Source organism: Sphingomonas sp. TZW2008, assembly GCF_002117915.1.
In the GTDB taxonomy this organism is placed as follows: domain Bacteria; phylum Pseudomonadota; class Alphaproteobacteria; order Sphingomonadales; family Sphingomonadaceae; genus Sphingomonas.
Genome location: NZ_BDJB01000007.1, coordinates 72,819 through 85,690, shown reverse-complemented (window position 1 = coordinate 85,690; position 12,872 = coordinate 72,819). Strand labels below are relative to the sequence as shown.

At 67.2% G+C, this 12,872-nt stretch carries 9 protein-coding genes, 1 tRNA gene and 1 pseudogene; 4 read left to right on the top strand and 7 right to left on the bottom strand.

Annotation, left to right across the window (positions count from 1 at the left end):
• Nucleotides 1-144 precede the first annotated feature (144 nt).
• From gltB to B7L05_RS09110, 4 genes are all read right to left on the bottom strand, one after another.
• The gene (gene gltB, locus B7L05_RS09125; RefSeq protein WP_085809960.1) at nt 145-4,662 is read right to left on the bottom strand and encodes a glutamate synthase large subunit; all 4,518 of its coding nucleotides are present in this window, start codon (nt 4,660-4,662) and stop codon (nt 145-147) included.
• The gene (locus tag B7L05_RS09120; RefSeq protein ID WP_085809959.1) at nt 4,659-6,116 is read right to left on the bottom strand and encodes an NAD(P)-dependent oxidoreductase; all 1,458 of its coding nucleotides are present in this window, start codon (nt 6,114-6,116) and stop codon (nt 4,659-4,661) included. The genes gltB and B7L05_RS09120 overlap by 4 nt, the downstream gene beginning before the upstream one ends.
• Before the next feature lie 135 nt (nt 6,117-6,251).
• A complete protein-coding gene (locus B7L05_RS09115; RefSeq protein ID WP_085809958.1) occupies nt 6,252-7,052 on the bottom strand; it encodes an undecaprenyl-diphosphate phosphatase in 801 nt (266 codons plus the stop codon).
• A 109-nt stretch (nt 7,053-7,161) separates the two neighbouring features.
• Nucleotides 7,162-8,088, bottom strand: coding sequence for a complex I NDUFA9 subunit family protein (locus tag B7L05_RS09110; RefSeq protein WP_085810085.1), 927 nt, complete (start codon nt 8,086-8,088; stop codon nt 7,162-7,164).
• 97 nt (nt 8,089-8,185) lie between these two features.
• On the opposite strand from B7L05_RS09110, the gene B7L05_RS09105 reads away from it, so the two are divergent.
• Nucleotides 8,186-8,272, top strand: a tRNA-Leu gene (locus B7L05_RS09105).
• 317 nt (nt 8,273-8,589) lie between these two features.
• Here the strand turns inward: B7L05_RS09105 and B7L05_RS09100 are convergent.
• From B7L05_RS09100 to B7L05_RS09090, 3 genes and pseudogenes are all read right to left on the bottom strand, one after another.
• On the bottom strand, nt 8,590-9,162 hold the full coding sequence (locus tag B7L05_RS09100; RefSeq protein ID WP_085810084.1) for a DNA-3-methyladenine glycosylase I: 573 nt from the start codon (nt 9,160-9,162) through the stop codon (nt 8,590-8,592).
• Between the two features lie 19 nt (nt 9,163-9,181).
• Nucleotides 9,182-9,892: pseudogene (locus B7L05_RS09095) on the bottom strand (SDR family oxidoreductase); the annotation flags it as partial.
• Nucleotides 9,893-9,960: 68 nt separating this feature from the next.
• A complete protein-coding gene (locus B7L05_RS09090) occupies nt 9,961-10,296 on the bottom strand; it encodes a nuclear transport factor 2 family protein (RefSeq protein ID WP_085809957.1) in 336 nt (111 codons plus the stop codon).
• A gap of 96 nt (nt 10,297-10,392) precedes the next feature.
• Here B7L05_RS09090 and B7L05_RS09085 point away from each other — a divergent pair, with 96 nt between their 5' ends.
• The 3 genes from B7L05_RS09085 (at nt 10,393) to B7L05_RS09080 (ending at nt 12,836) form a co-directional block, all read left to right on the top strand.
• Nucleotides 10,393-11,298 (top strand): LysR family transcriptional regulator, encoded by a 906-nt coding sequence (locus tag B7L05_RS09085; protein WP_085809956.1) that lies wholly within the window; start codon nt 10,393-10,395, stop codon nt 11,296-11,298.
• Between the two features lie 137 nt (nt 11,299-11,435).
• Nucleotides 11,436-11,579: a hypothetical protein gene (locus tag B7L05_RS17430; RefSeq protein WP_179187173.1), complete on the top strand. Its 144-nt coding sequence runs from the start codon at nt 11,436-11,438 to the stop codon at nt 11,577-11,579.
• Nucleotides 11,580-11,900: 321 nt separating this feature from the next.
• On the top strand, nt 11,901-12,836 hold the full coding sequence (locus tag B7L05_RS09080; RefSeq protein WP_085809955.1) for an NAD-dependent epimerase/dehydratase family protein: 936 nt from the start codon (nt 11,901-11,903) through the stop codon (nt 12,834-12,836).
• Nucleotides 12,837-12,872: the final 36 nt, after the last annotated feature.

The window sequence follows — 12,872 nt, the reverse complement described above, 5'->3', positions numbered from 1 at the left end:
CGAGGCAACTTTAACGCTGGGTGGCAGCGCTTTCGGGTCGAGCCGAAATCGTCATTGCTAGTGGAGCGAAATGTTCCAGGCGGTGCGATCCGGCCCTGGGTTGTTTCGCTTCACTCGCAATGACAGGTAGTGCTTTTAGGGCGCCTACTCCGCTGCTTCCATCGCAGGCGCGTCGTCGAGCGGGTGGGGGAGGCGAGTGAGCATCTCGCGCGGGACGATCTGCCAGAAACGGCCGACCGCAAGATCCCAATCTTCGAGGATGCCGCGCGCCCATTTCGAATCGGTCACGCGCGCATGGCGTTCGATATGGCTACGCAACACGCCCGCCCAATGCGCCGACGCGAGGCGCTGCCAGGTGATGCTCTCGGGATTGGCGCGGCGCGCGAAGCTGTCGTCGTGATCGTAGACGAAGGCCATGCCGCCCGTCATGCCGGCGCCGAAATTCTGGCCCACGCCGCCGAGCACCACCGCGACGCCGCCGGTCATATATTCGCAGCCGTTCGCGCCGCATCCCTCGACCACCACCGTCGCGCCCGAATTGCGTACCGCGAAGCGCTCGCCCGCCTGACCCGCGGCGTAGAGCGCGCCCGAGGTCGCGCCGTAGAGCACGGTGTTGCCGATGATCGTGTTGTCCTGGCTGGCGAGCGGCGACGAGACCGCCGGGCGCACGACGATGACGCCGCCCGACAGCCCCTTGCCGACATAATCGTTGGCGTCGCCGAACACCTCGAGCGTGATGCCCTTGCACAGGAACGCGCCCAGGCTCTGCCCCGCCGAACCACGCAGCCGGATGGTGACGTGATCGTCGTTGAGCGCGCTCATCCCGAAAGTGCGCGTGATCTCGCTCGACAGCCGCGTGCCGACCGCGCGGTGCGTGTTGCGCACCGAGTAGGTGAGCTGCATCTTCTCGCGGCGCGAGAAGACCGCCGCGGCATCCTTGATGATCTGCGCGTCGAGGCTGTCGGGCACCTCGTTGCGGAAGGTACTGAGCGAGAAGCGGCGCTCGGCGTCGGTCGCGTCGACCTTGGCGAGGATCGGATTGAGGTCGAGATCGTCGAGATGCTCTGCGCCGCGGCTGACCTGGCGGAGCAGTTCGGTGCGGCCGATCACCTCGTCGAGGCTGCGCACGCCGAGCCGCGCGAGGATGTCGCGCACTTCCTCGGCGATGAAGGTCATCAGGTTGATGACCTTCTCGGGCGTGCCGACGAACTTGTCGCGCAGCCGCGGGTCCTGCGTGCAGACGCCGACGGGGCAGGTGTTCGAATGGCACTGGCGGACCATGATGCAGCCCATCGCGACGAGGCTCAGCGTGCCGATGCCGAACTCCTCCGCGCCGAGGATCGCGGCGATCACGATGTCGCGCCCGACGCGAAGCCCGCCGTCGGTGCGCAGCTTGATCCGCCCGCGCAACCCGTTGAGGGTGAGCACCTGATTGACCTCGCTGAGGCCCATTTCCCACGGCGTGCCGGCGTATTTGATGCTCGTCTGCGGTGACGCGCCGGTGCCGCCGACATGGCCGGAGACGAGGATCACATCGGCATGCGCCTTGGCGACGCCCGCCGCGACCGTGCCGATGCCGGCCGAGCTGACCAGCTTCACGCACACGCGCGCACGCGGGTTGATCTGCTTCAGATCGTAGATGAGCTGCGCCAGATCCTCGATCGAGTAGATGTCGTGGTGCGGCGGCGGCGAAATCAGCGTCACGCCCGGCGTCGCGTGGCGTAGCTTGGCGATGAATTCGGTCACCTTGAAGCCAGGCAGCTGCCCGCCCTCGCCGGGCTTGGCGCCTTGCGCGACCTTGATCTCGATCTCGTCGCAGGCGTTGAGATATTCCGCCGTGACGCCGAAGCGCCCCGACGCGATCTGCTTGATCACCGAATTGGCGTTGTCGCCATTCTCGTACGGCTGATAGCGGACCTTGTCCTCGCCGCCCTCGCCCGACACCGCCTTGGCGCCGATGCGGTTCATCGCGATCGCCAGCGTCTCGTGCGCCTCGGGCGACAGTGCGCCGAGGCTCATCCCCGGCGTGATGAAGCGCTTGCGGATCTCGGTGATCGGCTCGACCTGGTCGACCGGCACGCCTTCCGACGGGAAATTGAACTGGAGCAGATCGCGCAGGTACACCGGCGGTAGATCGCCGACCCCGCGCGAGAATTGCAGATAGGTCGAATAGCTGTCGGTCGAGACCGAGGTCTGCAGCAAGTGCATCAGCTGCGCCGAATAGGCGTGCGCCTCGCCGGTGTGGCGCTGGCGATAGAAGCCGCCGATCGGCAGGTTGACGACCGCTTCGTCGAACGCCGCGTCGTGGCGGTCCTTGGCGTTGACGTGGAGCGAGGCATAGCCTTCGCCCGAGATCTTCGCGGGCATGCCGGGGAAGAAATCATTGACCAGCGCGCGCGAGAGGCCGACCGCCTCGAAATTATAGCCGCCGCGATAGGAGGAGATCACCGCGATCCCCATCTTGGACATGATCTTGAGCAGTCCTTCCTCGACCGCCTTGCGGTGACGCTTGAGGCATTCGTCGAGCGCGAGATCGCCGAACAGCCCGCGCGCCTGGCGATCCGCGATCGCCGCCTCGGCGAGATAGGCGTTCACCGTCGTCGCGCCGACGCCGACCAGCACCGCGTAATAATGCGTGTCGAGGCATTCCGCCGTGCGCACGTTGATCGAGGCGTAGGACCTGAGGCCGCGGCGTACGAGGTGCGTGTGGACGGCGGCGGCGGCGAGAACGCCGGCGATCGCCACGCGTTCGGGCCCGATATGCTCGTCGGTCAGGAACAGCTCGCTCTTGCCTTGCCGCACCGCCTGTTCGGCCTCGTTGCGGATGCGCTGGATCGCGGCGCGCAGCTTCTCCGGCCCGCCATTCGCCTCGAAGGTGCAATCGATCTCGGCGGCGGCGCGGCCGAAATAGGCCTTGAGCCGCGCCCAGTGCGACGAGGTGAGGACGGGCGAATCAAGCACCAGCACGCGCTCGCGGCTGTCCTCGGTATCGAGGATGTTGGCGAGATTGCCGAAGCGCGTCTTGAGCGACATGACGTAGCGTTCGCGCAGGCTGTCGATCGGCGGGTTCGTCACCTGGCTGAAGTTCTGGCGGAAGAACTGGCTGATGATGCGCGGCTTGTCCGAGATGACGGCGAGCGGCGTATCGTCGCCCATCGAGCCGATCGCTTCCTTGCCCGTCTCGACCATCGGCGACAGGATCAGCTCCATGTCCTCGAGCGTCTGCCCGGCGGCGACCTGGCGCCTCGCGAGCTCGGCACGGTCGTAGCGCGGCACGTCGCTCGCGGGCGCGGGGGGCAGATCGTCGATCGCGGCGAAATTGCCGATCATGCCGGCATAGTCCGCTTCGGCGGCGATCCGGTCCTTGATCGCGCGATCGTGGTACAGCCGCCCCTCGGCGAGATCGACCGCGATCATCTGTCCTGGGCCCAGCCGCCCCTTGGCGATGATCGTCGATTCGGGGACAACGACCATGCCGCTCTCCGATCCGACGATGAGGAGGCCGTCGGCGGTCTGCGTGTAGCGCAGCGGACGCAGCGCGTTGCGATCCATCCCTGCGACCGCCCAGCGCCCGTCGGTCATCGCCAGCGCGGCGGGGCCGTCCCACGGCTCCATCACCGAGGCGAGATACTGGTACATCGCGGCGTGTGCCGGCGGCATGTCGTCGGCGACGTCACTCTGCCACGCTTCGGGCACGAGCATCAGCTTGGCGGTCGGCGCGTCGCGGCCCGAACGGCAGATCGCCTCGAACGTCGCATCGAGCGCTGCCGTGTCAGACGCGCCGGCCGGGATCACCGGCTTGATATCCTCCGAATGCTCGCCGAACGCGATCGAGGCCATGCGGATCTCGTGGCTGAGCATCCAGTTCTTGTTGCCGCGGATCGTGTTGATCTCGCCGTTGTGTGCGAGGCAGCGGAACGGCTGCGCCAGCCACCATTGCGGAAAGGTGTTGGTGGAATAGCGCTGGTGGAAGATCGCGACGCGCGATTCGAAGCGCTTGTCGGTGAGGTCGGGGTAGAAGACCGACAGGCTCTCGGCGAGGAACAGCCCCTTGTAGATGATCGAGCGGCAGCTGAGCGAACAGACGTAGAAGCCCTGGATCTGCGCGGCGATGACGCGCTTCTCGATCCGGCGGCGGACAAGATAGAGGTTCTTCTCGAACTCGGCGGCGTCGACCTCATCGGGCAGCGGCCCGGCGATCATGATCTGCTCGATCTCGGGACGCGTCGCCTGCGCCTTCATGCCGATGACCGACACGTCGACTGGCACCTGCCGCCAGCCGTAGATCGTATAGCCCGCCTCGATGATCGCGCTCTCGACGATCGTCCGGCACGTCTCCTGCGCGCCGAGATCGGTGCGTGGGAGGAACACCATGCCGACCGCGAGCCGGTTGGGCAGCACCTTGTGCCCGCCGAGTGCGATCGCATCGTCGAAGAAGCGCACCGGCAGATCGACGTGAAGCCCCGCGCCGTCGCCGGTCTTGCCGTCGGCATCGACCGCGCCGCGGTGCCACACCGCCTTCAGCGCATCGATCGCCGACTGGACGACGCGGCGCGACGGCTTGCCGTCGGTCGCAGCGACCATGCCGACGCCGCACGCATCGCCCTCGAACTCGGGGCGGTACATGCCATGGGTGGCGAGATAGGTGCGCTGGTCGGTCATGCGGCTTCCTTCGCGGGCGAGGCGGCGGCCTTGGCCTTCAGATATTTGTGCATCGACGCGGCGACGTCGCGGCCGTCGCGGATCGCCCAGACGACGAGGCTCGCGCCGCGCACGATGTCGCCAGCCGCGAACACGCCGTCGAGGCTCGTCATCAGCGTCTTGTTGTCGACCAGCACGGTGCCCCAGCGGGTGACGCCGAGTTCGGGTGCGTCCCACAGATGCGGCAGCGCCTCGGCATCGAAGCCGAGCGCCTTGATCACCAGATCGGCGGGCATGTCGACCGGGCCGCCCGGATCGACTTCGGGCGCACGGCGGCCGCTGGCATCGGCGGCGCCGAGGCGCATGCGGTTGGCGCGGACGGCGGCGACCGATCCTGCTTCATCCGCCGACGTGAAGGAATGCGGGGCGGAGAGCCAGACGAACTCGGCGCCCTCCTCCTCGGCGTTGGTCACCTCGCGCTGCGAACCGGGCATGTTGGCGCGATCGCGGCGGTAGAGGCAGCGGACCGACGTCGCGCCCTGGCGGATCGCGGTGCGCACGCAATCCATCGCGGTGTCGCCGCCGCCGATCACGACGACGTTCTTGCCGCTCGCATCAAGGCTGCCGTCGTCGAACGCGGGCACGGCGTCGCCGAAGCTCTTGCGGTTCGACGCGGTGAGGAAGTCGAGCGCCTCGACCACGCCGCCGGCATCGCTGCCGGGCACGTCGATCGCGCGCGCCTTGTAGACGCCGGTCGCGATCAGGATCGCGTCGTGGCGCGCGCGCAGTTCGGCGAGCGTCGCGTCCGAACCGACCGCGAAGCCTTCGTGAAAGACGATGCCGCCCGCCTTCAGCCGATCGACGCGGCGCATCACCACCGGTTTCTCGAGCTTGAAGCCGGGAATGCCGTAAGTCAGCAGTCCGCCGGCGCGATCGTGGCGATCGTAGACGTGGACGTCATAGCCGTAGCCGCGCAGATATTCAGCCGCACTCAGCCCCGCCGGGCCGGCGCCGATGACGCCGACCGACAGCCGGCGCGCCGGGCCGGGGACGAGCGGTTCGACCCAGCCTTCCTCCCAGGCGGTATCGGTGATGAACTTCTCGACCGAGCCGATCGTCACCGCGCCGTGGCCGGTGAACTCGATCACGCAATTGCCCTCGCACAACCGATCCTGCGGGCAGATGCGGCCGCAGATCTCGGGCATCGTCGAGGTGGCGTTCGATAGCTCGTACGCCTCGCGCAGCCGACCTTCCGCGGTGAGGCGCAGCCAGTCGGGGATATGATTGTGGAGCGGGCAGTGAACGGTGCAATAGGGCACGCCGCATTGCGAGCAGCGCCCGGCCTGCTCCTCCGCCTGGACGATGGCGTAGCGATCGGCGATCTCGCGAAAATCCTCCGCCCGCGCCTCTGCGGCGCGCTTTTCCGGATAGGATTGCGGCATCGCGACGAATTTCAGCATCGTATCGGCGGTCATGATCGTTCTCCGCCAACGTGGGTCTCACATCAACGACAACGCATCAAGTCAGCTATACTGCCGTATTCCTGATTGGCGCACACGCAAACCTCGAAATAAGCGCTTTATCGCTAGATTTATAGGTCCGTTATCGGACTATCGTGCTGAAAGCATGAAGAGCGCCGTCGCGCCAGCCGCAATCCGATACCAGGCGAACGGTGCGAAACCGTGCCGCGTGACCACCGCGAGGAAGGCCTTCACCACCGCCAGTGCGACCACGAACGAGACGAGCGCGCCGACGGCGATCAGCTGCAGGTCACCGCCGGTGATAGCGTCGCGATGCTTGACGAGCTGGAGCACCGTCGCCCCCGTCAGCGTCGGCAGCGCGAGGAAGAAGGAGAATTCGGCCGCGGTGCGCCGATCGATACCGAGCGCCATCGCCCCCATGATCGTCGCGCCCGAGCGGCTGACGCCGGGGATCATCGCGATACACTGGACGATGCCGATCTTGAGCGACTGACCGGTGGTGACGCCCGAGATCCCGCCCACCTCGCGCGTCTTCGCCAGCCGTTCGATGACGAGGATCGCGACACCGCCGGCGATCAGCGCCCAGGCGACGACGACCGCATTCTCGAGCAGCGCCTCGATCTCGTCGTTGAACGCGAGGCCGAGCGCGACCGCTGGGACGAAGGCGATGAGGAGGTTGCGCACGAACGCGATCGACTTGGGCTCGCGCTTCGCCAGCCCGGCGAGCACAGCCATGAAGGTGCGCCAGTAGAGGACCACGATGGCGAGGATTGCGCCCGGCTGGATCGCGATGTTGAACACCGCCCAGCGCTGCGGATCGTAGCCGAGCAGCTCGGTCGCGAGGACAAGGTGGCCGGTGGAGGAGACGGGCAGGAATTCGGTGACGCCCTCGACGATACCGAGCAGGATCGCGATCAGGAAATCGGACATGGGGGCCTTTCGGGTCGGCGCCGTGCGTGGCGGCGCGTACGGCGCAAGGGCCGCCGGGGCAATCGTCACCGGGCGCGGCAGGCTGCCCCCGGCGGCGATCAGAAAGCGATCACACGGCGCTGGGCTTCGCGAAGCGGCCGTTGCGGCGATAGCGCACTAGCCACTGCGGCGCGACCGCGGCGAGCGGCGTCGGCGTGATGCCGAGCGCGGCAAGCCCCTCGGCGCCGTTGGCGACGATCGTGTCGCGCTGGAGCAGCTTCCACTGATCGCGCGAGATCGGCGACAGCGGCAGGCTGGCGAGCAGCGCGCCGGCCGCGTCGGGCAGCGGCACGAGCGACGGGTTGCGGCCGATCTGCGCCGCGATCCAGCGGTGCAGCTCGAGCATCGACAGCACATCGGGCCCGCCGAGCTCGAAGGTGCGGCCGCCGAACGTCCTGGGATCGGTCAGCGCGACGTGCACCGCCTCGCCGACGTCGCCCGCGAACACTGGCTGGAAGCGCGTCTGGGGCTTCAGCACCGGCACGACCGGCAGTTTCTGGATCATGCCGGCGAAGCGGTTCACGAATTCGTCCTCGCGGCCGAAGACGGTGGACGGGCGCAGGATCGTCGCGGCGGGGAAGACGTCGCGCACCGTCGCCTCGCCCTCGCCCTTGGTGCGCGCGTAGACCGACGTGCCCTCGGCATCGGCGCCGATCGCGGAAATGTGAACGAAGCTCGCTGCGCCGGCGCGCTGCGCGGCCGCCGCCAGCGTTCGCGCGCCGTCGACGTGCACCGCCTGAAGATTGCCGGCGAAGATGCCGACCAAATTGACGACGCCGTCGGCGCCGTCGACCGCGCGCGCGATCGTCTCAGGCCGCGTCACGTCCGCCGCGACGAACTGCGTCTGCCCCAGCCCGCCGAGCGGGCGCAGGAAGAACGCCTCGCGCGGATCGCGCTGCGCGATCCGCACGCGGGCGCCGGTCTTGAGCAGCGCCTGAGCGATATAGCGCCCCAGAAATCCGCCGCCGCCGACCAGCGTGAACAGCCTGTCCTTCATCTCGCGCTCCGCCGGAAACATCGCGCCGCCCCTAGCCGTGCCAAGCCGCTGTTGACAAGGCCGCCGCCCCGGCCCTAGAGGCGCCGGCCTACCCCGTGCCCAGATGGCGGAATTGGTAGACGCACCAGCTTCAGGTGCTGGCGCTCGCAAGGGCGTGGAGGTTCGAGTCCTCTTCTGGGCACCATTTCTGAAGCTGGCAGGAAACTGCCGGTTTCCTGCTACCTCATTAACGGCCCTTGAGAACTTGCGGCGATCGAATTCTCGAGCAGGGTGGCGAGCCACTTATTGGGCAAGTTGAGGTCCATTTACATTTTGACGGACTATCCGTCGCGCGCCAGCCGCAAGGCAAAAGACACCTTACTGTCACTCAGGCTTTGCTGGCTTAGACTCTGACCCACACGGGCGGGACCCTGGCGTAGACAACAAAACATCGTTTTTCCTGTCCGAAGCCTGAGAGTCCGGGTTTGCGCGCGCCGCACTCGCCTCGTTTTTGCGGGAGCTTCAGGAAGGGTGGCGCCGAAAGCATTCGCGCGCGTGGTCGTTGACGATGCCGACGGCCTGCATCCAAGCGTAGGTGATCGTCGGCCCGACGAACTTGAAGCCACGGCGCTTCAGTTCCTTGGAGATGGTCTCTGACAAGGCCGTACTGGCGACCCGGCGCTTGCCGTCGCCGACGATCGGCGCTCTGTCTGTGAACGACCAGCAGAAGGCCGCGAAGTCCTCGCCGCGCTGCTGCATGTCGCAGTAGATCTGCGCGCCCCTGATCGTGGCGTCGATCTTCGCCCGCGCGCGCACGATGCCGGGGTCGGCCATTAGCCGCTCGACGTCCCGCGCAGCGAATGCCGCGACCTGCGCCGAATCGAACCCCGCGAAGGCGGCGCGGAAGGCGTCGCGCTTGCGCAGGATCGTGATCCAGGAGAGCCCCGCCTGGAAGCCCTCCAGCATCAGCATTTCCCAAAGCATTCTGGGGTCGCGCTGCGGCACGCCCCATTCGGCGTCGTGATAGGCGCGCATCAGCGGATCGCCCTCGGCCCAGCTGCAGCTTGCGAGGGATGAGGTGTCTACTGCCGTCATCGTCCCATCTCCCATCACGTCACACGGTGCGGACCGTCCCACCGTCGATCACGAATTCGGCGCCGTGGATCGCCGCGGCGCGATCGGACGCGAGATAGGCGATGAGGTCGGCGACCTCGTGGGGCTCGGCGCCGCGACCGATCGGGATGCCGCCCAGCGCATCGAGCACCGACTGCCGTGCGTCCTCGATCGTGCCGCCGTTGGCGTTCCGGAGGATTACGAGGAAATCGCCGGTGGCCTCGGTCATGATCCAGCCCGGCGACACCGAATTGACCCGCACGCCCTTGGGCCCAAGCTCCTTCGAGATCGATTTGCTGTAGGTCCTGAGCGCAGCCTTTGCCGCGGCATAGCCAGTGCTGGATTCGGGCAGCGGTAGAGTCGCCTGGATCGATGTCACGTGGACGACGGTGCCAGTGCCGCGCGCGATCATCTGCGGGATCAGCAAGCGGTCGAGGCGAACGGTGGCCAGGAGGTTGAGGTTGAGCTCGGCCAGCCAATGCTCATCGGTCAGCGCGGCGAAGCCGCCGCCCGGCGATGACGAGCCGCCGACGACATGCGCGAGGATGTCGATGCCGCCCAGCCGCTCGATCGCCGTCCGAGCCAGCGCCTCGCCGCCCATTGCGGTCGTCAGATCGGCCTCGACATAGTCGACGCCCTCAATCCTGTCGCGGACGGTGCGGGCGGCGGTGATGACGCGTGCGCCACCGGCTAGGAAGCGTTCGACGGTGGCGCGGCCGAGCCCCTAGGTGCCGCCGCTGACGAGCACGCGCTTGCCGGCGAACTCGCGCGGATCCGCGGTCAGGCCCATACCATCGTCTCCAGCGTCTTGATGGCGTCGCCATCCATCGCGAAGCGATAGGTGAAGCGGAGCGGGCTGCCAGGGAATTCGCCGTGCGCCGGCCCTTCGAGCACGATGACACCGTCTTCCGCGCGCGCCGTATCCGGCTCGAAGATCGCCTTCACCGCGATTGCTTCGTCGTTCAGCATCTTGGCGATCGCGGCTTGGCCGACGAAGTCCTTGCCATTGTCGGTAAAGACCGCGTCTGGCGCGAAATACTTCATCATGCCGTCCAGATCGAGGTGCCGGTTGGCCTCGATATAATCGGCGATCGGGGCTGGCAGGTTCAGTGACATCGTCTTCTCCTCGGGTGTGACGAGGATGATTTAGCGGTTGCTGCTTCGCCCGATAATCGAGACAAACCGCGATGGAGTATCACGGAGATCGGGATAATGACGCGCCATTCATTGGCGGAGCTGGAGGCCGTCCTGGCGATCGTCCGCTGCGGCTCGTTTCGCGCCGCGGCGCTCGATCTCGGCATGTCCACGACGGCAATCAGCAACGCGGTGCAGAAGCTCGAGCGGGAGCTTGCCGTGCGGCTGTTCAATCGCACCACCCGCAGCGTCTCGCTCACCTATGCCGGCCGCATCTTCGTTGCGCAGATCAAGCCCGCGTTTGAAGGCATCCAGAAAGCGATGGACACCGCGCGTTCCCAGCAGGAGGCGCCGTCGGGAATCCTGCGGATCAACGCCTTCGCGACGGCGGCGCGCGAGATCATGGCGCCGCTCGTCCTTACCTATCTGGCGCGCTATCCGCAGGTGCATATCGACATCGTCACCGAGGGGCGGCTGGTCGATGTCGTCGCAGCCGGGTTCGATATGGGCGTGCGCGCCAAGGACCTAGTGCCAAGCGACGCGATCGCGATCCCGCTGGGTCGCGAGCGACGAATCGCGGTTGCCGCGTCCCCCGCGTTCTTCGAGAACCGGGCCATCCCGCAGGTACCGCAGGAGTTGACCAACCACCCGTGCGTCCGCGGACGGCTTCCCAATGGCGCCCTGCTTCGATGGCATTTCGCTAAGGGCGGTAGCGAGCTTCAGCTCGACGTCGACGGCCCGATCACCCTCGACGAAGCATCCCTCGCCCGGATCGCGGTGCTGAACGGCGTGGGCATCGGTTACTTCATGGAGTCCGACATCCGCGACGATATCGCCGCGGGACGGCTGGTGCGCATCCTGGAGGATTGGACGCCGCCGCTTGAACCGCTGTGTCTCTACTATTTCAATCGCCGAAACGCTTCCGCCGCTTTTCAGGCTTTCACCGCACTAGCCCGCGAGTTCGCAGCCGGGCGTCTCGCATAGGTTTGGACATCGCGCCGCAGCGGTAATTGGCCGCCCCGCTTTATCCGGTATTAGTCGAACGAGATCGAGGATACAGGTAACGGGGCTGACCGAACAATCATGGTGACAGCGCCGATGCGCTTTGCAATAAATCCGCCATGGTTGATCTCACTCGGGAAATGATTGCCTATGCCATCATCGGCGCGATCATGATCGTCGCCGCGCCGACCGGCATGGCCTATCTGAAGCGCCGTCGGCGCGACAAGTTGCGCCGTCGGGGCATCAAGACCTACGGGCATTGACGCTGCGCGGCGCGATTGCGGTGTTGGACGGAAGCGATGACGCGAGGCTGCGGCCTGGTCTGAGGCTCGGCGGTAGGCGTTTCGCCTCCCGCGTGAAATCGTCGGCCCGGCGGGCGTGATCCAGGAGTCCGCTATTCTGGCTTCGAGGAGCCGATGGCACGGAGCTGGTGTGCCTAACATCGCTCTACGCGCGGAGCGGCGCCGGGTTAATTGGTATGACGGCCTCACCAGCGCGATCGCGGCCGTTCTCGCCGGCCGTTTGCATCGCGGTTCAACGCGCCGCCGATCAGCCCCGCATGATAATGGTGGTTGCCGCGCGTGATGGGTAGCGCCGCGGCGGGGCGGCCGCGCCGGATATTGCTGCTTGGCGGCAGCGGCTTCATCGGCCGGAATTTGGCCGCGGCACTGCGGCGCGCGGGGCACGAGGTGACGCTGACCGGCCGCACGGCAGCATCGGTCGACGGCGCGGCGGTGAGCGCGCTGCCGCTAACGGCGACCGCGACGATCCTCGCGCTGATCGACGCGCGGCAGATCGATACCGTCGTCCATCTCGTGTCGACGATGCTGCCATCGAGTACCGCAGCGCAGTTCGAGCACGAGCAGCACGCGGTGATCGCGCCCACCGTCGCGCTTGCCGGCGAGCTAGCGGCGCGCGGCGTCGCGCTGATCTTCGTGTCGTCGGGCGGCACGGTGTACGGCGCGTTGCGGAACGAGCGCGCGCGTGAGGACGACGCGTGCGCGCCGATCAGCCTGTACGGCGAGGCGAAGCGGCGCGTCGAACTGGCGCTGCTCGAGCTGAACGCCGCGCGTGGGCTGCGGCTGCTGATCGTCCGTCCGTCCAATCCCTATGGCACGCACCAGGCGCTCGATGGGGCGCAGGGTCTTGTCTCGGTGCTGCTCGGCCGAACGCGCGACGGGCGCGCGCTCGACGTCTGGGGCGACGGCAGCAGCGTGCGCGACTATCTCCATGTTGCCGACCTCGTGCGCTCGATGCGTGACCTTATCGAGCAGGAGGTGCTGGGCACGATCGTCAACATCGGCAGCGGCGCGGGGCATTCGCTGCTCGACGTGGTGGCGACGGTGGAGGCGGCGACGGGGCGGCGAATCGCGCTGAACTTCACGCCCGCGCGCGCCGCGGACGTGCCGCGGCTGGTGCTCGACATCGCGCGGCTGCGCGCGCTCGGCATGGATCATGCGCGGCCGCTCGCGGCGGGCGTGCGCGCTTATGCCGCCGAGCTGGGGCTGGCGGCGGACTGACGCGGTTCGGCGAGCGGCGCGGGATCACGCGCCACC